At 41.6% G+C, this 23,165-nt stretch carries 19 protein-coding genes, 1 tRNA gene and 1 other RNA gene; 16 read left to right on the forward strand and 5 right to left on the reverse strand.

Annotated features, from left to right (window positions below):
- The first annotated feature begins 32 nt into the window (after window positions 1-32).
- Window positions 33-380: a transfer-messenger RNA gene (ssrA, locus tag FOA33_RS03175) on the forward strand.
- Window positions 381-633: 253 nt separating this feature from the next.
- Here the strand turns inward: ssrA and FOA33_RS03180 are convergent.
- Window positions 634-721: transfer RNA gene (locus FOA33_RS03180), tRNA-Ser, on the reverse strand.
- Between the two features lie 161 nt (window positions 722-882).
- On the opposite strand from FOA33_RS03180, the gene FOA33_RS03185 reads away from it, so the two are divergent.
- Genes FOA33_RS03185 through FOA33_RS03195 form a run of 3 tightly spaced genes read left to right on the forward strand, consistent with a single transcriptional unit; the run spans window position 883 to window position 4,486 of the window.
- On the forward strand, window positions 883-1,623 hold the full coding sequence (locus tag FOA33_RS03185; RefSeq protein ID WP_125454408.1) for a DeoR/GlpR family DNA-binding transcription regulator: 741 nt from the start codon (window positions 883-885) through the stop codon (window positions 1,621-1,623).
- On the forward strand, window positions 1,620-2,531 hold the full coding sequence (gene pfkB, locus FOA33_RS03190) for a 1-phosphofructokinase (RefSeq protein ID WP_221160618.1): 912 nt from the start codon (window positions 1,620-1,622) through the stop codon (window positions 2,529-2,531). Before FOA33_RS03185 ends, pfkB begins: the two co-directional genes overlap by 4 nt.
- On the forward strand, window positions 2,528-4,486 hold the full coding sequence (locus FOA33_RS03195) for a PTS fructose transporter subunit IIABC (protein WP_221160619.1): 1,959 nt from the start codon (window positions 2,528-2,530) through the stop codon (window positions 4,484-4,486). Before pfkB ends, FOA33_RS03195 begins: the two co-directional genes overlap by 4 nt.
- Window positions 4,487-4,590: 104 nt before the next feature.
- Here the strand turns inward: FOA33_RS03195 and FOA33_RS03200 are convergent, their stop codons facing one another.
- Window positions 4,591-6,912, reverse strand: coding sequence for a hypothetical protein (locus FOA33_RS03200; protein ID WP_221160620.1), 2,322 nt, complete (start codon window positions 6,910-6,912; stop codon window positions 4,591-4,593).
- 640 nt (window positions 6,913-7,552) lie between these two features.
- On the opposite strand from FOA33_RS03200, the gene FOA33_RS03205 reads away from it, so the two are divergent.
- Window positions 7,553-9,859 carry a DNA translocase FtsK gene (locus FOA33_RS03205; protein ID WP_221160621.1) on the forward strand — a complete coding sequence of 769 codons (2,307 nt, stop codon included), beginning with the start codon at window positions 7,553-7,555 and terminating at the stop codon, window positions 9,857-9,859.
- A 43-nt stretch (window positions 9,860-9,902) separates the two neighbouring features.
- On the opposite strand, the gene FOA33_RS03210 is transcribed toward FOA33_RS03205, so the two are convergent.
- Window positions 9,903-10,328 carry a DUF6556 family protein gene (locus FOA33_RS03210; protein ID WP_213988410.1) on the reverse strand — a complete coding sequence of 142 codons (426 nt, stop codon included), beginning with the start codon at window positions 10,326-10,328 and terminating at the stop codon, window positions 9,903-9,905.
- Between the two features lie 137 nt (window positions 10,329-10,465).
- Between FOA33_RS03210 and FOA33_RS03215 the strand changes: the two genes are divergently transcribed.
- The 10 genes from FOA33_RS03215 (at window position 10,466) to FOA33_RS03260 (ending at window position 20,200) form a co-directional block, all read left to right on the forward strand.
- On the forward strand, window positions 10,466-11,608 hold the full coding sequence (locus tag FOA33_RS03215) for a cysteine desulfurase family protein (RefSeq protein WP_221160622.1): 1,143 nt from the start codon (window positions 10,466-10,468) through the stop codon (window positions 11,606-11,608).
- 8 nt (window positions 11,609-11,616) lie between these two features.
- Window positions 11,617-12,831: a tRNA uracil 4-sulfurtransferase ThiI gene (gene thiI / locus FOA33_RS03220; RefSeq protein WP_221160623.1), complete on the forward strand. Its 1,215-nt coding sequence runs from the start codon at window positions 11,617-11,619 to the stop codon at window positions 12,829-12,831.
- Window positions 12,832-12,966: 135 nt separating this feature from the next.
- The gene (locus tag FOA33_RS03225) at window positions 12,967-13,791 is read left to right on the forward strand and encodes an alpha/beta hydrolase (protein ID WP_042767727.1); all 825 of its coding nucleotides are present in this window, start codon (window positions 12,967-12,969) and stop codon (window positions 13,789-13,791) included.
- A gap of 20 nt (window positions 13,792-13,811) precedes the next feature.
- Window positions 13,812-14,552, forward strand: coding sequence for an esterase family protein (locus FOA33_RS03230; RefSeq protein WP_221160624.1), 741 nt, complete (start codon window positions 13,812-13,814; stop codon window positions 14,550-14,552).
- A 12-nt stretch (window positions 14,553-14,564) separates the two neighbouring features.
- Window positions 14,565-15,731: an ATP-grasp domain-containing protein gene (locus FOA33_RS03235; protein WP_221160625.1), complete on the forward strand. Its 1,167-nt coding sequence runs from the start codon at window positions 14,565-14,567 to the stop codon at window positions 15,729-15,731.
- A 157-nt stretch (window positions 15,732-15,888) separates the two neighbouring features.
- The gene (gene gla / locus FOA33_RS03240) at window positions 15,889-16,758 is read left to right on the forward strand and encodes an aquaglyceroporin Gla (protein WP_221160626.1); all 870 of its coding nucleotides are present in this window, start codon (window positions 15,889-15,891) and stop codon (window positions 16,756-16,758) included.
- Between the two features lie 181 nt (window positions 16,759-16,939).
- Window positions 16,940-17,404: an IS200/IS605 family transposase gene (tnpA, locus tag FOA33_RS03245; protein WP_084868919.1), complete on the forward strand. Its 465-nt coding sequence runs from the start codon at window positions 16,940-16,942 to the stop codon at window positions 17,402-17,404.
- A 221-nt stretch (window positions 17,405-17,625) separates the two neighbouring features.
- Complete coding sequence (locus tag FOA33_RS03250) at window positions 17,626-18,351, forward strand: CppA family protein (RefSeq protein ID WP_221160627.1); 726 nt, start codon at window positions 17,626-17,628, stop codon at window positions 18,349-18,351.
- A complete protein-coding gene (locus tag FOA33_RS03255) occupies window positions 18,348-19,283 on the forward strand; it encodes a serine hydrolase domain-containing protein (protein WP_221160628.1) in 936 nt (311 codons plus the stop codon). The genes FOA33_RS03250 and FOA33_RS03255 overlap by 4 nt, the downstream gene beginning before the upstream one ends.
- Before the next feature lie 8 nt (window positions 19,284-19,291).
- Window positions 19,292-20,200 (forward strand): DMT family transporter, encoded by a 909-nt coding sequence (locus FOA33_RS03260; RefSeq protein WP_221160629.1) that lies wholly within the window; start codon window positions 19,292-19,294, stop codon window positions 20,198-20,200.
- A gap of 41 nt (window positions 20,201-20,241) precedes the next feature.
- Here the strand turns inward: FOA33_RS03260 and FOA33_RS03265 are convergent, their stop codons facing one another.
- Together FOA33_RS03265 and rsmG are read right to left on the reverse strand one after the other, a co-directional pair.
- A complete protein-coding gene (locus FOA33_RS03265) occupies window positions 20,242-21,525 on the reverse strand; it encodes a uracil-xanthine permease family protein (RefSeq protein ID WP_061597803.1) in 1,284 nt (427 codons plus the stop codon).
- Between the two features lie 271 nt (window positions 21,526-21,796).
- The gene (rsmG, locus tag FOA33_RS03270) at window positions 21,797-22,510 is read right to left on the reverse strand and encodes a 16S rRNA (guanine(527)-N(7))-methyltransferase RsmG (RefSeq protein ID WP_221160630.1); all 714 of its coding nucleotides are present in this window, start codon (window positions 22,508-22,510) and stop codon (window positions 21,797-21,799) included.
- A 93-nt stretch (window positions 22,511-22,603) separates the two neighbouring features.
- Here rsmG and FOA33_RS03275 point away from each other — a divergent pair, with 93 nt between their 5' ends.
- Entirely contained in the window at window positions 22,604-23,164 is a 561-nt protein-coding gene (locus tag FOA33_RS03275) for a LemA family protein (protein ID WP_000219838.1), read from the forward strand.
- The last annotated feature ends 1 nt before the right edge of the window (window position 23,165 follow it).

Below are 23,165 nucleotides of genomic sequence, written 5' to 3' on the forward strand. Positions count from 1 at the left end.
GAAGATAGGTTATAATGGTTCTATTGTCTTTTGGGGTCGTTACGGATTCGACAGGCATTATGAGGCATATTTTGCAACCCGTGTGGCGACGTAAACGCTCAGTTAAATATAACTGCAAAAAATAACACTTCTTACGCTTTAGCTGCCTAAAAACCAGCAGGCGTGACCTGATTTGGATTGCTCGTGTTCAATGACAGGTCTTATGATTAGCGAGATACGATCAAGCCTTGTCTAGTGGTTTGATAAGAGATTAATAGACTCGCAGTTCCTAGGCTTGAGTTATGTGTCGAGGGACTGTTAAAACAATACATAACCTATGGTTGTAGACAAATATGTTGGCAGATGTTTGGACGTGGGTTCGACTCCCACCGGCTCCATTATTCCTTTGCATTCTTTCGCAAACCTTTCTAAAACGTTGTTAAATCAACGTTTTTTATTTTTATATTTGGTATTCCTTGGTATTCTTTTTCAAAAAAGTCAGACCCTAAAACAGACCCTCTTTTTGAAGAAAGTCTGTCGCATCCTGGAAATCTATATCCTTTTGTTTTATGGAATCATATAGTGTTTGTATTATTTGATTTTTAAATGCTTGTGATAAAAAAACTGCACCGAAATGCAGTTTTTGTTTTTCTACGGAAGACATGGGATTCGAACCCACGCACGCTGTTACACGCCTACCGCGTTTCCAACACGGCCTCTTAAGCCTCTTGAGTAATCTTCCAATACTTACTCAAATAGTCTACCATAAAGGCTCTTATCTTGCAATAAAAATTCTGGAAATAAGAAAAATGATAGAATTTGAAAGAAAATGATAAAAAATGCTTGACTTTGAAATAAAGTGTGATAGAATGAATAGTGTAAACGATAACAGGAGGTGATTCAGTGTTAAAAACAGAGCGGAAGCAACTGATTTTAGAGGAGTTAAATCAACATCATGTAGTTTCTCTAGAAAAATTAGTTAGTTTGCTAGAGACCTCAGAATCAACGGTTCGAAGAGACTTGGATGAGTTGGAAGCAGAAAACAAGCTTCGTCGTGTGCATGGTGGAGCAGAATTACCCCACTCCTTGCAGGAAGAAGAAACCATTCAAGAAAAATCTGTCAAAAACCTTCAAGAGAAGAAGTTGTTGGCTCAGAAAGCAGCCTCTCTCATTAAGGAACAAGATGTCATCTTTATCGATGCTGGAACAACGACAGCATTTTTGATTCATGAATTGGTTAATAAGAATGTTACAGTTGTGACCAACTCTATTCACCATGCCGTTCAGTTGGTTGAAAAGCAGATTCCAACTGTCATGGTTGGAGGAAGTGTCAAGATGGCGACAGATGCTAGCATCGGGGGCGTTGCTCTCAACCAGATTAACCAATTGCACTTTGATCGTGCCTTTATCGGGATGAATGGTGTAGACGATGGTTATTATACGACTCCAGATATGGAGGAGGGAGCTGTGAAGCGTGCTATTTTGGAGAATGCCAAACAGACCTATGTCTTGGTCGATTCGTCAAAAATTGGACAAACTTGCTTTGCCAAGGTAGCACCACTCAAACGCGCTATCGTTATCACAAGTCAAGGGCATGAGCTCTTGCAGGCTATTAAGGAGAAAACGGAGGTAATAGAAGTATGATTTATACAGTCACACTAAATCCATCTATTGATTATATCGTGCGTTTGGACCAAGTCCAAGTCGGTAGTGTCAATCGTATGGACAGTGATGATAAATTTGCTGGTGGTAAAGGAATTAATGTCAGTCGTGTCTTGAAACGTTTGGATATACCAAATACAGCGACGGGATTTATCGGAGGTTTTACTGGTAAATTTATCACAGATACTCTGGCAGAAGAGCAAATTGAAACACGTTTTGTCCGAGTGTCAGAAGATACTCGTATCAATGTTAAAATCAAAGCAGACCAAGAGACAGAAATCAACGGAACGGGTCCAAATGTGGAACCAGCCCAGTTAGAAGAATTGAAAGCTATTTTGTCTAGTTTGACTGCAGAAGACACGGTTGTATTTGCGGGTTCAAGTGCTAAAAATCTAGGCAATGTTATCTATAAGGATTTGATTGCCTTGACGCGTCAGACGGGTGCGCAAGTCGTTTGTGACTTTGAAGGACAGACCTTGATTGATAGTTTGGACTATCAGCCACTTTTGGTTAAACCAAACAATCATGAACTTGGAGCGATTTTTGGGGTTGAACTCGAAAGTTTGGACCAAATTGAGAAATATGCTCGTGAGTTACTGGCTAAAGGTGCTCAAAACGTCATTATCTCTATGGCTGGTGACGGTGCCCTTCTTGTAACATCTGAGGGAGCTTACTTCGCAAAACCTATCAAAGGAACAGTGAAAAATTCAGTTGGTGCTGGTGACTCTATGGTTGCTGGATTTACCGGTGAATTTGTCAAATCAAAAGACGCAGTAGAGGCCTTCAAATGGGGAGTGGCTTGTGGGACAGCAACTACTTTTTCTGATGACTTGGCAACTGCAGCATTTATAAAAGAAACTTATGAAAAAGTTGAGGTAGAAAAACGATGAAAATTCAAGACCTATTGAGAAAAGATGTCATGTTGCTGGATTTGCAAGCAACTGAAAAAACAGCAGCTATCGAAGAGATGATTCATAGCTTGGTAGATCACGGTTATGTGACAGATTTTGAAACCTTTAAAGAAGGAATTTTAGCGCGTGAAGCTCTCACTTCCACTGGTCTGGGTGACGGAATTGCTATGCCTCACAGCAAGAACTCTGCTGTCAAAGAAGCGACTGTTCTCTTTGCTAAGTCAAACAAGGGTGTTGACTATGAGAGTTTGGATGGGCAACCAACAGATCTCTTCTTCATGATTGCGGCACCAGAAGGTGCCAATGATACCCACTTGGCAGCCTTGGCAGAATTGTCTCAATACTTGATGAAAGATGGTTTTGCAGACAAACTTCGTCAAGCAACATCAGCTGACCAAGTCATTGAACTCTTTGACCAAGCTTCAGAAAAAACTGAGGAACCTGTTCAAGTACCTGCTAATGACTCTGGCGACTTTATCGTAGCTGTTACAGCTTGTACAACAGGTATCGCCCACACTTATATGGCCCAAGAGGCCCTTCAAAAAGTAGCTGCTGAAATGGGTGTTGGGATCAAGGTTGAGACTAATGGTGCCAGCGGTGTTGGAAATCAACTGACAGCAGAGGACATCCGTAAGGCTAAAGCTGTTATCATCGCAGCTGACAAGGCTGTTGAGATGGATCGTTTCGATGGAAAATCTTTAGTTAACCGTCCAGTTGCAGACGGTATCCGTAAGACAGAAGAGTTGATTAACTTGGCTCTTTCAGGAGATGCTGAAATCTACCGTGCTGCTAATGGAGCAAAAGCTGCAACAGCATCTAATGAAAAACAAAGTATCGGTGGTGCCTTCTACAAACACTTGATGAGTGGTGTATCACAAATGTTGCCATTCGTTATTGGTGGTGGTATCATGATTGCCCTTGCCTTCTTGATTGATGGCGCTTTGGGTGTGCCACAGGATAGTCTTGGCAATCTCGGATCCTACCATGAGCTAGCTTCCATGTTCATGAAAATTGGTGGAGCAGCCTTTGGCTTGATGCTGCCAGTTTTTGCAGGATACGTTGCCTACTCTATCGCTGAAAAACCAGGTTTGGTAGCGGGTTTTGTGGCTGGTGCTATTGCCAAAGAAGGTTTTGCTTTTGGTAAAATCCCTTATGCTGCAGGAGGAGAAGCAACTTCAACACTTGCAGGTGTCTCATCTGGTTTCCTAGGTGCCCTTGTTGGTGGATTTATCGCAGGAGCCTTGGTTCTTGCTATCAAGAAATACGTTAAAGTTCCTCGTTCACTTGAAGGGGCTAAATCAATCCTTCTCTTGCCACTTCTTGGAACAATCTTGACAGGATTTGTCATGCTGGCTGTCAACATCCCAATGGCAGCAATCAACACGGCTATGAATGAGTTCCTTGGCGGCCTTGGAGGAGGTTCAGCTGTCCTTCTCGGTATCGTTCTTGGTGGAATGATGGCTGTCGACATGGGTGGACCAGTCAACAAAGCTGCCTATGTCTTTGGTACAGGTACGCTTGCAGCGACTGTTTCTTCAGGTGGTTCTGTAGCTATGGCAGCAGTTATGGCTGGAGGAATGGTGCCACCACTTGCTATCTTTGTCGCAACTCTGCTCTTTAAAGATAAATTTACCAAAGAAGAACGTAACTCTGGTTTGACAAACATCATCATGGGCTTGTCATTTATCACTGAAGGAGCGATCCCATTTGGTGCCGCAGACCCAGCTCGTGCGATTCCAAGCTTCATCCTTGGTTCTGCAGTAGCAGGAGGACTTGTTGGTCTTGCAGGTATCAAACTCATGGCACCACACGGAGGAATCTTCGTTATCGCCCTTACTTCAAATGCCCTCCTTTACCTTGCCTCTGTCTTGGTTGGTGCAATTGTAAGTGGTGTGGTTTATGGTTACCTACGCAAACCACAAGCAGTGAAATAAGTCAAGTAAATTTAGGGAACTATATATCTGTTTACACCAACCACAAGATGTAGTACTTCAACAATATCGAAAAAGACGATTTCCGTTTGGAAATCGTCTTCTCACTATTTCAATAGTTCATACTCAAATAATTTACTTTCAAGCTCATTTTCGTAGTATTCAGCTAATCTTTTCTTAAGCTCTTTTAGTTTAGTGTTAACTTTTTCATTGTTGAATATCTTTTTATCATTACTATCTTTGTATGATGTGTTTATCTCTAATTCAATTTGATAAGTGCCATAATTGTATTCCGGATTGTATTCTTGAGTATCTTTGACTAGTTCAAGTAATTCATCGAAGACACCTAACAACATTAAGTCCGCTCTATCAAGTTTCCCATATTTTTCTTGTTCGACTAATTCTTTACGGACTAGAGAGTTCTCATCTAAGCACATCTCGTTATTGTAAAATTTCCCATCAGAACCATGGAAGCTTAAACAATGATTTTTTTGAGATATACAAGTCCATAATGTAGATTTTCTGAGAAAATTTATATCCTTTTTATACAAATCCCCTTTGTCAGCAGTTGTATAGTAAATATCTCTTTCATACCAGTTTCTTTGAGGATACTGCTTGGCAACAAACAAAGCTGTCTGCTCTGCATAATTAGTTGTTCTAACTTGACTACCTCGTCCATGATATATAGCAATTCTAGTCATTCGTATATCCTGCGGAGTAGTACCAAAACCACTGGCTTCTATAACCGCTAAAATATTGTCATTATAAACAGGTTTCCCATAGCTTTTCAATGGCACTTCTCTACCATCGTAGCCAGTAGCAATTTTAGATAATACATCTGCTTTTACCTTTTTAGAGTAATATTCTCCTAGCGTTTTGTATACTTTTCTTATAGTGACATGCTTCACATCTTTAAGAATAGCATCCTCAGGTACATCAATGACTGCAGCCCCTTTTCCAGTTCCCCACTTTTTATCATCTTTCCAAATCTCTTTAGCTGGAACAGTTAAACTTTCTGTTATGGTATCAACTTCATTCTTCCATTGTGCGACTAAAACAGAACTTTCTTGTGCTTTAAAATTCCCTCTATTTGCTAAAAATCCATCAACGAAAGTTTTTTTCATTAATCCTACAGACTTCCAATACTTTACTGGTGCAAATAGGATGTAATAATCATGTTCGTTTCTCATAAAATACTTCTCAAACGACCAAACAAATTGATTGAGTAAATCTTTTGCATGACTACTATCCCCAGTAAATTCATCGGACATCAATTTTCTTATATAGCTGTATTTATCTTTAGATTTAATATTTCCTTCTTGAGCACGGGCTAACTCGCTAGAATAAGGTGGATTTTCATAACCAATAATTACAACATCCTTGTCATCTATGATTTCTTGTAATGTATTATGTTTTCCATCTGTTTCCATTGGAATTGACAAGAAATCTTCTGCCAAAGCATCACCACCTGTCACTAAGTTTCCCTTAACAGCTTTTACCATCGAAAGCGGTGGTATGATAGCCCTCACCTTTCCAATATATTTATTATACAAAACAAGCCATTCTTTGATTTCATAAGTATTTAAGACAACATGGCTTAACTCTTCTTCGGTTAAATAATGCTCTAATGCTCCTGTACCAGCACATCTATCCAAAATAACATAGTCCAAATCTTTAGGAAGACTGCTAATAGCTTGACGAACAAGTTTAGTTGCTTCTTTAACATAAGGTAACGGTGTATAAAACGCTCCTAGGTCTTTTCTATTTGCAGGATCATTTAAGGCGTCCATCACGGTTTCAAAATCACTTTCGTCTCCATTCCAAGGCAAGATATAGTTTTCGACTATTGAATTAGATGGTTGTCTTAGCATCTCAAACATTTGAGATTTTGTTGTTGTTTTATCGTGACGATATATGTAGTTCGCCCATCCTAAAATATTTGGAAAATCAATTTCAAATTTTTGATACTCGTTTATTTGGAATAATTCACGCAATTCACGATTTTTAGGGCTTTTTGGTTGAAAAATATCAAATTCAATTACTTTTTCAGGATTAGTAGCATCTTTTAAAGTATTCTGATGTACATTTTTTGATGCACTATTCGTATAATTTTGTAAAATTTCTAAACGATATTTAGTTGCATCATAAACACTAGCACGATTTTTATTAATATCAACTAAAACGATTTTGCTTGGTATAGGAATACCACCTTTAATCCTTAATTTAGACAGATAGTGTATAGCTTGAACAAGTACAGCATTAAGATCAGCAATGCTATTTTTAAATTCAAACAGAGCTCCGTTAATGATACCATCAGTATTTTCAATTAAAATATCTTTTTCATCAAAACCGAAATTTCTCCAGAAAAATACATTGTCAGCTCTTTCATTTCCAGATTGCCAACTTCTATCAATAGCTAGAGGTGTCATTTTACACCTCCAACAATCAACTCATTGAGTTGAGAAACAACAGAAAAGACCTTCTCACAAAAATGTGAAAAAGTCTGTTTTAGGGGTTGACAAAAAACACGTCCGATTACATAATCAGCGTGAGCTGTGAGCTGTGAGCTGTGAGCTGTGAGCTGTGAGCTGTGAGCTGTGAGCTGTGAGCTGTGAGCTGTGAGCTGTGAGCTGTGAGCTGTGAGCTGTGAGCGCTGTGAGCTGTGAGCTGTGAGCTGTGAGCTGTGAGCTGTGAGCTGTGAGCTGTGAGCTGTGAGCTGTGAGCTGTGAGCTGTGAGCTGTGAGCTGTGAGCTGTGAGCTGTGAGCTGTGAGCTGTGAGCTGTGAGCTGTGAGCTGTGAGCTGTGAGCTGTGAGCTGTGATTACGTTCATACTAATCATTCCTTTACTTTTTGATAGTTTTATTATATCAAAATTTCAAAATTTTGCATATCTTCTTTTTCTGATGAACAGTCAGGTAGATTGTAAAAGCTAGCCAAAAGATGTTCTGAAATTGCTTAGGGAGGGAAACTATGGATAAGAAAATTTTATTTTAATCTCTTAATACTGAACTATCCAAGGAGAATATGGACCTTTTTCGAAATGACTGTGAAATATGGTATAATAGAAGCATGGCAAACAAGAATACAAGTAAAACAAGACGGAGACCGTCTAAAGCAGAACTCGAAAGAAAGCAGGCTATCCAGAGGATGTTGATTTCCTTAGGGATTGCCTTATTATTAATCTTTGCAGCCCTCAAACTAGGTGCAGTTGGTATCACTCTTTACAATCTCATTCGACTGTTAGTCGGAAGTTTAGCCTATGTGGCTATAGGCGGCCTCCTCATCTATCTTTTTCTTTTTAAATGGATACGCAAGCAGGAGGGGCTTCTGTCAGGCTTTCTCTGTATCTTCGCTGGCTTGCTCTTGATTTTTGAGGCCTATCTTGTCTGGAAGTTTGGTTTGGAGCAGTCAGTTCTAAAAGGGACCTTGGCTCAAGTTATGACGGATCTGACTGGTATGCGTGTGACGAGCTTCGCTGGTGGAGGCCTGCTAGGTGTTGGACTTTATCTCCCCATAGCCTTTCTTTTCTCCAATATCGGATCGTACTTTATTGGAGTTCTTTTGATTCTAGTTGGGGCACTCTTGGTTAGTCCCTGGTCTATTTATGATGTTGCAGCCTTTATTGGAGCTCAGTTTAGATCCTTCATGGGAAAACAGGAACAGAGAAAACAGGAACGCTTCATCAAGAAAGAAGAAGAGAAGGCTCGTCAAGAAGCTGAAGAAGCAGCAAGAATCAAGAGAGAACAAGAAGAACAGGATGCACTACCGCTTCCTCCTGTAGATCCTGAAACTGGAGAAATCTTACCAGAAGTTCCAGACTATGATCTTCCACCAATTCCTGAAAAAGAATGGAGTGAACCCGAGATTATCCTTCCTCAAGCTGACGTTGAAGTTCCAGACGAGAAAGAAGATTTTGAGGATGAAGAGGTGCAGGTTGATTTTTCTGCTAAGGAAGCCCTTGAATACAAGCTACCAAGCTTGCAACTCTTCGCGCCAGATAAACCCAAAGATCAGTCCAAGGAAAAGAAGATTGTTCGAGAAAATATCAAAATCTTAGAAGAAACCTTTGCCAGCTTTGGTATCAAGGTGACGGTTGAACGAGCTGAAATTGGACCATCAGTTACCAAGTATGAAGTCAAACCAGCAGTAGGTGTACGGGTTAACCGCATTTCCAATCTGGCAGACGACTTAGCGCTAGCTCTAGCAGCCAAGGATGTTCGGATTGAGGCTCCGATTCCTGGTAAATCCCTAGTCGGAATCGAAGTGCCTAACTCTGAGATTGCAACCGTCTCCTTCCGTGAACTCTGGGAACAGTCTCAGACTAAGCCAGAAAATCTCCTCGAAATTCCTCTAGGGAAGGCGGTTAATGGAACTGCTCGCACCTTTGACCTTTCCAAGATGCCCCACCTACTCGTTGCAGGTTCGACAGGATCAGGGAAGTCAGTCGCAGTTAATGGTATTATCGCGAGCATTCTCATGAAGGCAAGACCCGACCAGGTCAAGTTTATGATGGTCGATCCTAAGATGGTTGAGTTATCGGTTTACAATGATATTCCCCATCTCTTGATTCCAGTTGTGACCAATCCACGCAAGGCCAGCAAGGCTCTGCAAAAGGTTGTGGATGAGATGGAAAACCGTTATGAACTCTTTGCTAAGGTTGGAGTACGAAATATCGCTGGCTACAATGCTAAGGTCGAGGAATTTAATAGCCAGTCTGAGTACAAACAAGTACCGCTGCCTTTAATTGTTGTCATTGTAGATGAGTTGGCAGACCTCATGATGGTGGCTAGCAAGGAAGTGGAAGATGCCATCATTCGTCTCGGACAGAAGGCGCGTGCCGCAGGGATTCACATGATTCTCGCAACGCAACGTCCATCAGTCGATGTTATCTCTGGTCTTATCAAGGCCAATGTCCCCTCTCGTGTGGCTTTTGCAGTTTCATCGGGTACAGATTCACGAACCATCTTGGATGAAAATGGAGCTGAAAAACTGCTTGGTCGAGGAGACATGCTCTTTAAACCAATCGATGAAAATCACCCAGTCCGTCTGCAAGGATCCTTTATCTCAGATGACGATGTCGAGCGCATCGTAAACTTCATCAAGGCTCAGGCGGATGCAGACTACGATGAGAGTTTTGATCCAGGTGAGGTTTCTGAAAATGAAGGAGAATTTTCAGATGGTGAAGCTGGCGGCGATCCGCTTTTTGAAGAAGCTAAGGCTCTGGTTATCGAGACGCAGAAAGCCAGTGCCTCGATGATTCAGCGTCGTTTGTCAGTTGGATTTAACCGTGCGACCCGCCTTATGGAAGAACTCGAAATGGCAGGTGTCATCGGTCCAGCTGAGGGAACCAAACCACGAAAAGTATTGCAACAATAAAAAATAGCTTCTTTCCAAAGCTGGAAGGAAGCTATTTTAGTAGTTATTGATTGCTTTTGTTTTCGGAACTAGTCGTTTTGGACGAGTTTCCACTATCAGTTGTTTCTTTTGTTGAGGAAGGTGTAGAAGAATCCTGAGTTGTTGTTTTCTTCTCTTCTTTTTGCTCCTCCTTTTTATTGGATTGAGGAGTTTCTTCCTGCAAGGTATTTTCTTTAGTGGAAGTGTTGTCCTTGTTAGGAGTAGTATTCTCCTGAGGGGCTTCTTTTTGAATTTCCTTGACAACAGTTGTTTGGGTTGTCGTCGGTTCTTTTTTGTTGTTTTTGTTATTATCCATGGCGTTCATGATGGTGATAGTAGCGGTGATTAGGCCAAGGATACTACCGATGGTAGCAATCGTTTTTTGAAAGACAGTAAACCCCTTTTTGATATGCTCAGTTTTTGGTTTTGAAGTTCTATGATAGTTAGACATGATACTCTCCTTTAATTATGATTTATTATACCTCATTTCTTTAAAAAAATCTTAAAAAAAGAGGACTTGCCCTTTCTTGTCGCAAGCTTCGTTTCATGATACAATAGAAGAAGTGATTTTAGAAAGCGTGAGAAAACATGATCTACTTTGATAATTCGGCAACGACCAAGCCTTATCCTGAAGCACTTGAAACTTATACTCAGGTCGCTTCGAAAATTGTGGGAAATCCATCCAGTCTCCATCGTTTGGGAGACCAGGCGACACGAATTTTAGATGCTTCCCGTCAGCAAATTGCAGATTTGATTGGCAAGAAGAGTGATGAAATCTTCTTTACTTCTGGAGGAACAGAAGGGGATAACTGGGTCATCAAAGGTGTGGCCTTCGAAAAAGCCCAGTTTGGCAAGCACATCATCGTATCAGCCATTGAACATCCAGCAGTCAAGGAATCAGCCCTCTGGCTGAAAAGTCAAGGTTTTGAGGTGGATTTTGCTCCAGTTGATAGCAGAGGGTTTGTGGATGTTGAGGCTCTAGGAGCTTTGATACGACCTGATACGACCCTCATCTCCATTATGGCAGTAAACAATGAAATTGGGTCTATTCAGCCTATTGAGGCTATCTCAGAACTGTTGGAAGACAAGCCAACTATTTCCTTCCACGTTGATGCAGTTCAGGCACTCGCTAAGATTCCGACTGAAAAATATCTGACAGATCGTGTAGATTTTGCGACCTTCTCAAGTCATAAATTTCATGGTGTTAGAGGTGTTGGCTTTGTCTATATCAAGTCTGGTAAGAAAATTACGCCTCTTTTGACAGGTGGTGGTCAAGAGCGTGATTATCGTTCGACAACTGAAAATGTGGCAGGAATTGCAGCGACAGCCAAGGCCCTCCGTTTGTCTATGGAAAAGTTAGATATCTTTGCTAGTAAGACAGGGCAGATGAAGGCAGTCATTCGTCAAGCGCTTCTGGATTATCCAGATATTTTTGTCTTTTCAGATGAGGAAGACTTTGCCCCTCATATCCTGACTTTTGGGATTAAGGGTGTTCGTGGTGAAGTCATCGTTCACGCCTTTGAAGACTATGATATTTTCATTTCCACAACCTCTGCTTGTTCGTCCAAGGCAGGAAAACCTGCGGGGACCTTGATTGCCATGGGAGTGGACAAAGATAAGGCCCAGTCAGCTGTACGCCTAAGCCTAGATCTTGAAAATGATATGAGTCAGGTTGAGCAGTTTTTGACCAAGCTAAAATTAATTTACAATCAAACTAGAAAAGTAAGATAGGAGCATTCATGCAGTATTCAGAAATTATGATTCGCTACGGAGAGTTGTCAACCAAGGGTAAAAACCGTATGCGGTTCATCAATAAACTTCGCAATAATATTTCGGACGTTTTGTCCATCTATCCCCAAGTTAAGGTAACTGCGGATCGCGACCGTGCTCACGCTTACCTGAATGGAGCCGACTACACAGCAGTAGCAGAATCTCTCAAACAAGTCTTTGGGATTCAAAATTTTTCTCCAGCATATAAAGTTGAAAAGTCTGTAGAAGTTCTGAAGTCTTCTGTCCAAGAGATTATGAAAGATATCTACAAGGAAGGCATGACCTTTAAGATTTCTAGTAAGCGTAGCGACCACAACTTTGAACTCGACAGTCGTGAACTCAACCAAACACTTGGAGGAGCTGTATTTGAAGCAATTCCAAATGTCCAAGCTCAAATGAAAAATCCGGACATCAATCTTCAGGTGGAGATTCGTGAGGAAGCGGCTTATCTTTCCTATGAAACCATTCGAGGAGCAGGTGGCTTGCCTGTGGGGACTTCTGGTAAGGGTATGCTCATGTTATCAGGGGGGATTGACTCGCCTGTGGCAGGTTATCTAGCCCTTAAACGTGGAGTAGATATTGAAGCCGTTCACTTTGCCAGCCCACCTTACACGAGTCCAGGTGCTCTCAAAAAAGCCCAAGATTTGACTCGTAAATTAACCAAGTTTGGCGGCAATATCCAGTTTATCGAAGTGCCTTTCACAGAGATTCAAGAGGAAATCAAGGCTAAGGCGCCAGAAGCCTACCTCATGACCTTGACTCGTCGTTTTATGATGCGCATTACCGACCGTATCCGTGAGGTACGAAATGGTTTAGTTATCATCAATGGGGAAAGTCTTGGTCAAGTAGCTAGCCAGACCTTGGAAAGCATGCAGGCTATCAACGCTGTGACTAACACTCCCATCATCCGCCCTGTGGTTACTATGGACAAGTTGGAAATCATTGACATCGCCCAGGAAATCGATACCTTTGATATTTCTATCCAACCGTTTGAAGACTGCTGTACTATTTTTGCGCCTGATCGTCCTAAGACCAATCCTAAAATTAAGAATGCAGAGCAGTATGAAGCACGTATGGATGTTGAAGGTTTGGTTGAGCGAGCAGTGGCTGGTATCATGATTACTGAGATTACACCTCGAGCTGAAAAAGATGAAGTCGATAACTTGATTGACAATCTCCTCTAATCAGAAAATCCAGAAGAATTCAGAAAAATAAATGAAAGAGTTAGTTATTTATCCTTAAAATGGACATTTACTGACTTTTTTTCTATTTTTATGGTATAATGAGATAAAATTTTGAATATAGAGAGTTTTCTGACAATGAATCATTCCTACTTTTACTTAAAAATGAAAGAACACAAACTCAAGGTTCCTTATACAGGAAAAGAGCGTCGTGTGCGTGTGCTCCTGCCAAAGGACTACGAGAAAGACACAGACCGTTTTTACCCTGTTGTTTACTTTCATGATGGGCAAAATGTCTTTTACAGCAAGGAGTCCTATATCGGACACTCATGGAAGATCATTCCAGCCATTAAGCGAAATCCTGACATCAGTCGCATGATTGTTGTTGCTATTGACAATGATGGTATGGGACGGATGAATGAGTATGCGGCTTGGAAGTTTCAAGAATCTCCTATCCCAGGCCAGCAGTTTGGTGGTAAGGGTGTGGAGTATGCCGAGTTTGTCATGGAGGTGGTCAAGCCTTTTATCGATGAAACCTATCGTACCAAAGCTGATCGCCAGCACACGGCTATGATTGGTTCGTCTCTAGGAGGCAATATTACCCAGTTTATCGGACTAGAGTACCAAGACCGAATTGGTTGTCTAGGTGTCTTTTCATCTGCCAACTGGCTTCACCAAGAAGCTTTTAACCGCTATATCGAGCGCAAGAAATTATCGCCTGAACAGCGCATTTTCATCTATGTAGGAACAGAAGAAGCAGATGATACAGACAAGACTCTGATGGCTGGTAATATCAAGCAAGCCTATATCGACTCGTCGCTTCGCTATTACCATGATTTGATTGCAGGTGGAGTAGGCTTGGATAATCTTGTCTTGAAAGTTCAGTCTGGCGCCATCCATAGTGAGATTCCATGGTCGGAAAATTTACCAGACTGTCTCCGATTTTTTGCAGAGAAATGGTAAGTTAGGAAAGGAGAAAGCCAATGCATATTGAAAACCTCAGCCACTGGAGTGGCAATCTTAATCGTGAAATGTACCTTAACCGTTACGGACATGCTGGAATTCCAGTTATGGTTTTTGCTTCATCTGGTGGCAGTCACAACGAATACTATGATTTTGGCATGATTGACGCTTGTGCTTCCTTTATCGAGGAGGGGCGCGTCCAGTTCTTTACGCTATCCAGTGTGGACAGTGAGAGCTGGTTGGCTACTTGGAAAAATGGTCATGACCAAGCAGAGATGCATCGTGCCTACGAACGCTACGTGATTGAGGAGGCCATTCCTTTTATCAAGCACAAGACAGGTTGGTTTGATGGCATGATGACGACAGGTTGCTCGATGGGGGCCTACCATGCACTTAATTTCTTCCTCCAGCATCCAGATGTCTTTACCAAGGTGATTGCCCTCAGTGGTGTTTACGACGCGCGTTTCTTTGTTGGCGATTACTTCAATGATGATGCTATTTACCAAAATTCGCCAGTAGATTATATCTGGAATCAAAACGACGGCTGGTTTATTGATCGTTACCGTCAGGCAGAAATCGTCGTCTGTACGGGCCTTGGTGCCTGGGAACAAGATGGTCTGCCATCCTTCTACAAGCTCAAAGAAGCCTTTGACCAGAAACAAATTCCAGCCTGGTTTGCTGAATGGGGACACGATGTCGCCCACGACTGGGAATGGTGGCGCAAACAAATACCCTATTTTCTTGGACACCTGTATCTATAAAAGGAGTTGCCTATGAATTACCTTGTTATTTCTCCCTACTATCCGCAAAACTTCCAACAGTTTACCATCGAGCTAGCCAATAAAGGCATCACCGTTTTGGGAATTGGTCAGGAGCCCTACGAACAACTTGATGAACCTTTGCGCAATAGCCTGACTGAGTATTTCCGTGTAGATAATCTTGAAAACATAGACGAAGTCAAACGTGCTGTTGCCTTTCTGTTCTACAAGCATGGACCAATCGACCGCATCGAGTCCCACAATGAATACTGGCTTGAGCTGGACGCAACACTTCGTGAGCAATTTAATGTCTTTGGTGCCAAACCAGAGGATCTCAGAAAGACCAAGTTTAAGTCTGAAATGAAGAAACTTTTCAAAAAAGCAGGCGTCCCTGTGGTACCTGGTGCTGTTATCCAGACGGAAGCAGATGTGGACCAAGCAGTTGAGATGATTGGCCTACCAATGATTGCCAAACCTGATAATGGAGTGGGAGCAGCAGCAACCTTTAAGCTTGAGACAGAAGAAGATGTAAATCACTTTAAGGCTGAATGGGATCATTCAACCGTGTATTTCTTTGAAAAATTTGTTACTTCTAGCGAAATCTGTACTTTTGACGGACTTGTGGACAAGGATGGCGATATCGTCTTTTCAACGACTTTCGATTATGCCCATACACCACTGGATCTCATGCTCTACAAGATGGATAATGCCTATTATGTTCTCAAGGATATGGATCCAAAACTGCGCAAGTACGGTGAGGCTATTGTCAAAGAATTTGGTATGAAAGAGCGCTTTTTCCATATCGAGTTCTTCCGTGATGGGGACGACTACATTGCCATTGAGTACAATAACCGTCCTGCGGGTGGCTTTACCATTGATGTTTATAACTTCGCTCACTCCTTAGATCTCTACCGAGGCTATGCAGCGATTGTCGCAGGTGAAGAGTTCCCAGCATCAGAGTTTGAACCTCAATACTGTCTAGCTACATCACGTCGTGCCAATGCAAACTATGTCTATTCAGAAGAGGACCTTCTTGCTAAATACAGTCAGCAATTCAAGGTCAAAAAAATCATGCCAGCAGCCTTTGCAGAGCTACAAGGTGACTACCTTTATATGTTGACCACTCCGAGTCGCCAAGAGATGGAGCAGATGATTGCAGACTTTGGTCAACGTCAAGACTAATGAAAAGGATGAAAGGAGTTTGACTTCTTTTGTCCTTTTCTTAAAGATAAGTTAAATAAAGCGTTTTCCATAGATTCTTTTAGAAAAGATATTGCTAAAAGGCCTAAAAATTGATAGAATAAGGATTGTCTAAAAAAATTTAAGGAGAATCTATCAAATGGATTTTACATGGGCTATTAAATATGCCACTGAATTTTTGGGAACTGCCATTTTGGTCATTCTTGGTAATGGTGCAGTTGCTAACGTTGAACTTAAAGGTACGAAAGGTCACCAAAGTGGCTGGCTCGTTATCGCAGTTGGTTACGGTATGGGGGTTATGATCCCAGCCTTGATGTTCGGTAATGTATCTGGTAACCATATCAACCCAGCCTTCACACTTGGACTTGCTGTGAGTGGACTTTTCCCTTGGGAACAAGTACCATATTATATCCTTGCGCAAGTTTTAGGAGCGATTTTTGGTCAAGCTATGGTTGTTGCAACTCACCGTCCTTACTACTTGAAAACGGAGAATTCTAATAACATTTTGGGTACTTTCTCAACGATTTCAAATGTTGATCACGGTACAAAAGAATCACGTTTCGCAGCAAGTGTAAATGGTTTTATCAATGAGTTTGTCGGTTCGTTTATTCTGTTCTTTGCAGCCCTAGGAATGACTAAAAACTTTTTTGGTGCGGAAGTAATGCAATACATGAAGCAAATGGCAACGCAGGCTAATCAAACAGTTGACTTTTCTGAATTAGCTATTAAGGCTCAAATAGCACCACACACAGCAGCAGGTCTTTCAGTTGCTCATTTAGGACTTGGTTTCCTAGTAATGGCCTTGGTAACTTCACTCGGTGGACCTACTGGACCTGGTTTGAACCCGGCTCGTGACTTTGGACCACGTCTTCTTCACGAACTCCTTCCAAAATCAGTTCTTGGTCAACACAAGGGTGATTCAAAATGGTGGTATGCTTGGGTTCCGGTTGTAGCTCCAATTGCAGCAGGTATTGCAGCAGTAGCACTATTCAAACTACTTTACCTATAAGAAACGAAACTGGGGAAACCCAGTTTTTTTCTTATGTGACTATTAGTCCGTCTCGCTCCGCTAGGTGCGAGACAAATAAACCACCTGCTATGCGGGTGCGCGTCGAAGGTTATACCCAAAAAACTCCAAACGCGATACAATAAAGGTGTTCAAGCCAATTGTAAAGCGAAAGGAGAAAAATATGGCACAAAAGGCACATAGTTTATCACACACAAAGTGGATGTGTAAATATCACATTGTGTTCACCCCTAAGTATAGACGAAAAGTCATTTATAATCCATATCGAAGTAGTTTGGGAGAAATATTCCACCGATTATGTAGTTATAAAGGTGTAGAGATTATCGAAGGACACTTAATGCCTGATCATGTACATATGTTAGTAAGTATTCCACCAAGGATAAGTGTTTCAAGTTTCATGGGTTATTTAAAAGGCAAAAGTGCACTCATGATGTTTGATAAACACGCCAACCTCAAGTACAAGTTTGGCAACCGGCATTTTTGGGCAGAAGGTTACTACGTGAGCACAGTAGGGCTTAATGAATCCACAATTAAGAAATATATTCAAGAGCAGGAAAAGCATGATATAGCACTAGATAAATTAAGTGTAAAAGAATATGAGGATCCCTTTAGGGATAGTGGTAAGTAGTACCAAGGCCTCTTTGAGAGGCAAGTGACGAGTCAAGAGCAATAAGGCTTGAACAACGTGAAAGCCAGCGTCTTTAGGCGCTGGCTGGTGATTTGGGCTTATAGCCCTGGTGCAAACCACCCGTTAGACGGGTGATTATGATTGGAAAATTTTCTAATTTAAACAAATATGGCTTGTAAAATATTCTAAAATCCTTTAAAATAAAAGAGTTGGAGGAATTTATGGATGTGAATGAGATTGTTCGGATCATTCCGACTTTGAAAGTTAATAATCGAAAATTAAATGAGATATTTTACATTGAAACTCTGGGGATGAAACCCTTACTAGAAGAGTCTGCCTTTCTTTCATTAGGCGACCAGACAGGTACGGAGAGATTGATTTTAGAAGAAGCTCCAAGCATGCGAACTCGTAGAGTTGAAGGACTTAAGAAGCTAGCTAGACTCTTGATAAAGGTTGAGGATCCTTCTGAAATCGAGGCCCTTCTTTCTCAAATGAAGTCTCTTCCTCGCTTATTTAAAGGAAGCCGTGGATATGCTTTTGAGATTGTTTCTCCTGAAGAGGATGTGATCCTTGTTCATGCAGAAAATGATATAAGAAATTTGGTTCCACTGGAAACTGTTCCTGAATTTTATTCAAATACAAGTATAAAATACGTGAGTCAATTTGAGGTTTCTATGGAGTTGCGTTTGCCTGAGGGGACAGAGAGTTTACTTGATCCTGAGGGAGTAGCACCAGCAATCACTTTTACTAAAGGGCAAGGGCCAGATTTGGCTGTTGAAAACAATGTCACTTGGGACCTGACGATGTTGAAATTTTTAGTAAGAAATTTTGATCTAACCAGTCTTCGTCAAAAATTTGAAAAGACAGGCTACTTTGTCCCTAAGTCTGAAAAATTCTTCCTTGGTAAAGATACCAATAACATTGAATTGTGGTTTGAAGAAGCATGAAGTTGGAAAAAATTCTAAGAAAAATAGAAGATCAAATCGAGGCAGGGATTTATCCCGGGGCCTCTTTTGCGTATTATAAGGATGGTGAATGGAAAGAGTCTTATCTAGGATTGAGTGATCCAGAACGGGGCTTAAAGACAGAGAGCGGTTTGGTTTATGATCTGGCTAGTGTGAGTAAAGTCGTGGGAGTGGGGACGGTTTTTACCTTCTTGTGGCAGCATGGCAAATTAGATATTGATCGACCGGTAACGGATTTTTTACCGGAGTGTGATTACCCAGATATCACTATACGGCAGCTTCTGACCCATGCTACAGACTTAGATCCCTTTATTCCTAATCGAGACCAGTTAAGCGCTGAGGAATTGAGAGAAGCCATGTTTCACCTCAACAGACGAGGTCAGCCTGCTTTTCTATACTCAGATGTTCACTTTTTACTCTTGGGCTTTCTTTTGGAAAAAATCTTTAACCAAGACTTGGATCAGATTATAGAAGAACAAGTTTTGAAACCATGGGGGATGAAGGAAACGATGTTTGGTCCCGTTGAGGTTGCTGTACCAACAGTGAGAGGAGTAGAGGCCGGAATCATTCACGATCCCAAAGCCCGTCTATTAGGGAAGCACGCTGGTAGTGCAGGTTTGTTTTCGACTGTTAAGGATCTGCAAATCTTTCTGGAACATTACTTGAAAGATGATTTTGCAGAAGATTTGAGCCAAAATTTTTCTCCCTTAGATGATAAGGAGCGTTCCCTATCCTGGAATTTGGAAGGAACCTGGCTCGACCATACGGGCTATACAGGTACTTTCATTATGTGGAATCGAGAGAAACAAGAAGCTGCTATCTTTTTATCCAATCGAACGTATGAGAAGGATGAGCGTGCCCAGTGGATAGTCGATCGAAATCAAGTCATGGAAATGATTCGTCAAGAGGAGTAGGGAGAATCATGTCAAAAACCGTAAAAGGAACTCTATATACAGTAGCGGCAGGGATTGCTTGGGGCTTGTCTGGAACCAGTGGCCAATACCTGATGGCACACGGGGTTTCTGCTCTAGTCTTGACCAATTTGCGACTTATTATTGCAGGCTTGGCGCTAGTAATCTTATCCTATATGACTGCAAAGGATAAATTCCTTTCTTTTTTAAAAGACAAAAAAAGTCTGCTATCTCTGTTGCTATTTGCAGTGTTCGGACTTTTCTTAAACCAGTTTGCCTATCTTTCTGCCATTCAGGAAACCAATGCTGGAACTGCGACAGTTCTCCAGTATGTATGCCCCGTTGGGATCTTGATTTATACTTGTATCAAGGACAAGGTAGCTCCGACTCTGGCTGAGATTATTTCGATTGGCTTGGCTATAGGAGGAACTTTTCTGATTGCGACGCACGGGAAAGTTGACCAGTTGTCTGTCACACCCCTAGGCCTTTTCTGGGGTCTCTTTTCTGCCTTGACCTATGCCCTCTATATTATCCTTCCCATCGCTTTGATTAAGAAGTGGGGCAGTATTTTGGTGATTGGTGTCGGGATGGTTATTTCTGGTGTAGTGGCTATTCCCTTTACAGGAGTCTTACAGGCCAGCATACCAACCAGCTTAGATTTTCTCTTTGCATTTGTTGGCATTATCATCATTGGAACAGTATTTGCCTATACAGCTTTCCTAAAAGGAGCTAGTCTGATAGGCCCTGTTAAGTCTAGTTTATTAGCTTCCATAGAACCAATTTCAGCCGTTTTCTTTGCCTTTCTGATTATGAAGGAACAGTTTTATGCGATTGATTTTGTCGGTATGGCCATGATTTTACTAGCCGTGACCATTATTTCTTTGAAAGATTTACTGTTGGAAATAAAGAGTAAGCAATAAAAAAATCCACTCAATCGAGTGGATTTTGTGTGTATAGATGATTAGTCTTTGTTTTCGTGTGGCAAAATCAAGTTTAAGATGATTCCTGTCATGGCTGATAGAGCAGTACCTGAAAGTGTAACTGGGCCAAGTTTGAGGATAGCCCCACCAAGTCCAAGTACCAACATGGCACTTGCGATGATGAGGTTACGCATTTGGCTGAAGTCAACGCGCTCTTTAATCAAAACTTTTAGACCGTTGCTGGCGATAACTCCGTAGAGAAGGATGGACATGCCACCAAGCACAGCACTTGGGATTGTTGAGATCAAGGCAGTAAATTTACCAAGGAAGCTAAGAGCAATGGCGATGAAGGCCGCGTTACGGATAACAGAGACAGAAGCGATACGAGTCATCCCGATAACCCCTGTATTTTCTCCGTAGGTCGTATTAGCTGGTCCACCGAGGAAGGCTGATACAGATGTCGCGATACCGTCACCGAGAAGAGTACGGTGAAGTCCTGGTTCTTTCAGGAATTGACGGCCACAGATTTGGCTCAAAACTGTGTGGTCTCCGATGTGTTCTGAAATGGTTACAATAGCGATTGGCAAGATGGCGATGGTTTCAGGACCGAAGTACAAGTTGTACTCTTTAAAGGCACCACCCGTATTAAATGGCAAGTAGAAACCAGGGATTTCAAACCAGTTGGCTTGAAGAACAGGAGTGAAGTCAACTAATCCAAGAACTAGGGCAAATAGGTATCCACCGATGATGGCAAAGAGGAAAGGAATGATACGGAGGAAACCTTTTCCTTTTGTATTGATAAAGGCTGCAATCAAGAACGTAACAACGGCTACAAGGGCATTTTTCCAGTTTCCATCTGCTACAAGTCCAGCATTCGTTACAGCTGAACCAGCAAGTCCAAGACCGATAACGATAATCATAGGTCCGATAATAATTGGTGGCAAGAGTTTGTCAATCCATTTCGTACCTGCAAAACGAACACTTGCTGCTACAAGGACATAGACCAAACCAGTCAAGATGACCCCAGTTTGAGCGGCAGATACATCGCCCCCCATTTCTTTCATGGCTAAAGACATAGCCGTGATAAAGGCGAATGAAGAACCTAGATAAACTGGAACCTTAAAACCAGTAGAAATCATGTAGATAAGTGTTCCAATACCGGATGCAAAGAGAGCAACCGATACGGGCATTCCCAAAATTAAGGGAACGAGAATGGTTGCACCAAACATGGCAAATACGTGCTGGAAGCTTAGAAGAATGCCTTTACCAGCAGAAGGACGTTGATCAACGTCTAGTAACAAGTCAACAGTTGATTCCTGTTTCATAAAAACCTCACTTTTGGGCACCAAAAAAGAGCCCATTATTTTGCAGCAATAGGCCCTCAGAGTAAGACTTTTTAAAAAATAGCTATCTTTTAAAAATTTATATAAATCTGCGCCTTCGTCACCTCACAGGATGACATTAAAAACCTTTGCTTAGGATAGTATAGCAGAAAAAATTCGTTTTGTAAACGAATTTTTCCCGAGCCCAGAAATGTGAGAGCGAGGTCCGTTTTGTAAATTGTTTTCTGAATTTTAAACAAGGGGGCACCATTGTTTAAAGTGGGCGTTTGTTGGGCATGCCAGCCTTTCTTGGGTACTTGTTAGGCGTCTCCTTTTTCTTTTCGACCACAGTGATGTAGCGCGGATCTCCATTTGGTAGGGCATAGCTGAGGTTGTCCTCTACCTTACTAAAGAGGAGGTTAAGGGCATTCTTGGCTTCTAGCAATTCCTCAGGAGCATTGCTGGCCTTGAGTGCCAATAGTTTTCCGCCGACTTTAAGATAGGGAATGGTCAGCTCAGACAAAACCTGCATACGGGCAACCGCACGAGCCGTCACCACATCAAACTGGGCACGGAAGTTCTTGTCTTGGGCAAAGTCTTCTGCCCGTCCATGGTAGAAGTGAACACCATCCAAATCCAACTCCTGAGCCAAAAGCTGAAGGAAGTTAATGCGCTTATTGAGTGAATCAATGATGGTCACATCCAGCTGTGGATAGAGAATTTTCATAGGCAGACTAGGAAATCCTGCCCCAGCCCCGATATCAAGAAGTTTGATAGTTTCATTTGAAATCAAGCCTTGCAGGATGGGTGCAATCGAATCATAAAAATGTTTGAGATAAACTTCTTCCTTGTCTGTAATAGCGGTCAGGTTAATCTTTTCATTCCACTCGACCAAGAGTTCAAAATACCGTTCAAATTGGTTCTTTTGCTGGTCCGAAAGTGGAATATTTTGCTCAGCTAGTAGGCTGTAAAATGTTTCTGGTTTCATAGTAGTTTCCTTCTCTAGTATCATCTTATTTTACCATATTCATTAAAATTTTGATATACTGGTAGTAATCTAAAAGAAGAAAGGAATAAGATTATGACTTGGATTATTCTTGGAGTTTTGGCTCTGATTGTTATTTTTGTGATTGTTAGCTATAACGGTTTGGTTAAAAATCGTATGCAGACCAAGGAGGCTTGGAGTCAGATCGATGTTCAGTTGAAGCGTCGTAATGATCTCCTCCCAAACTTGATTGAAACAGTCAAAGGCTATGCGAAATATGAAGGTTCTACCTTGGAAAAAGTGACAGAACTTCGTAGACAGGTAGCCGCAGCAACTTCACCGGCAGAAGCTATGAAGGCCAGTGATGCCCTTACCCGCCAGATTTCTGGTATCTTTGCAGTAGCAGAGAATTACCCAGACTTGAAAGCTAGTGCCAACTTTATCAAATTGCAAGAAGAGTTGACCAATACAGAAAATAAAATTTCTTACTCACGCCAACTCTACAACAGTGTTGTCAGCAACTACAATGTAAAACTTGAAAGCTTCCCAAGTAACATCATCGCAGGACTATTTGGCTTTAAAGCTGCAGACTTCCTTCAAACACCTGAAGAGGAAAAGGCAGTTCCTAAAGTTGACTTTAGCGGTTTAGGTGACTAAG

Source organism: Streptococcus cristatus (assembly GCF_019685515.1).
Classification (GTDB): Bacteria; Bacillota; Bacilli; order Lactobacillales; family Streptococcaceae; genus Streptococcus.

Excerpts from the sequence above, each read along its gene's own strand:
- pfkB (WP_221160618.1), top strand. The coding sequence starts at position 1,620 with ATGATTTATACAGTCACACTAAATCCATCTATTGATTATATCGTGCGT.
- FOA33_RS03195 (WP_221160619.1), top strand. The coding sequence starts at position 2,528 with ATGAAAATTCAAGACCTATTGAGAAAAGATGTCATGTTGCTGGATTTG.
- FOA33_RS03200 (WP_221160620.1), bottom strand. The coding sequence starts at position 6,912 with ATGACACCTCTAGCTATTGATAGAAGTTGGCAATCTGGAAATGAAAGA.
- FOA33_RS03205 (WP_221160621.1), top strand. The coding sequence starts at position 7,553 with ATGGCAAACAAGAATACAAGTAAAACAAGACGGAGACCGTCTAAAGCA.
- FOA33_RS03210 (WP_213988410.1), bottom strand. The coding sequence starts at position 10,328 with ATGTCTAACTATCATAGAACTTCAAAACCAAAAACTGAGCATATCAAA.
- FOA33_RS03215 (WP_221160622.1), top strand. The coding sequence starts at position 10,466 with ATGATCTACTTTGATAATTCGGCAACGACCAAGCCTTATCCTGAAGCA.
- thiI (WP_221160623.1), top strand. The coding sequence starts at position 11,617 with ATGCAGTATTCAGAAATTATGATTCGCTACGGAGAGTTGTCAACCAAG.
- FOA33_RS03225 (WP_042767727.1), top strand. The coding sequence starts at position 12,967 with ATGAATCATTCCTACTTTTACTTAAAAATGAAAGAACACAAACTCAAG.
- FOA33_RS03230 (WP_221160624.1), top strand. The coding sequence starts at position 13,812 with ATGCATATTGAAAACCTCAGCCACTGGAGTGGCAATCTTAATCGTGAA.
- FOA33_RS03235 (WP_221160625.1), top strand. The coding sequence starts at position 14,565 with ATGAATTACCTTGTTATTTCTCCCTACTATCCGCAAAACTTCCAACAG.
- gla (WP_221160626.1), top strand. The coding sequence starts at position 15,889 with ATGGATTTTACATGGGCTATTAAATATGCCACTGAATTTTTGGGAACT.
- tnpA (WP_084868919.1), top strand. The coding sequence starts at position 16,940 with ATGGCACAAAAGGCACATAGTTTATCACACACAAAGTGGATGTGTAAA.
- FOA33_RS03250 (WP_221160627.1), top strand. The coding sequence starts at position 17,626 with ATGGATGTGAATGAGATTGTTCGGATCATTCCGACTTTGAAAGTTAAT.
- FOA33_RS03255 (WP_221160628.1), top strand. The coding sequence starts at position 18,348 with ATGAAGTTGGAAAAAATTCTAAGAAAAATAGAAGATCAAATCGAGGCA.
- FOA33_RS03260 (WP_221160629.1), top strand. The coding sequence starts at position 19,292 with ATGTCAAAAACCGTAAAAGGAACTCTATATACAGTAGCGGCAGGGATT.
- FOA33_RS03265 (WP_061597803.1), bottom strand. The coding sequence starts at position 21,525 with ATGAAACAGGAATCAACTGTTGACTTGTTACTAGACGTTGATCAACGT.
- rsmG (WP_221160630.1), bottom strand. The coding sequence starts at position 22,510 with ATGAAACCAGAAACATTTTACAGCCTACTAGCTGAGCAAAATATTCCA.
- FOA33_RS03275 (WP_000219838.1), top strand. The coding sequence starts at position 22,604 with ATGACTTGGATTATTCTTGGAGTTTTGGCTCTGATTGTTATTTTTGTG.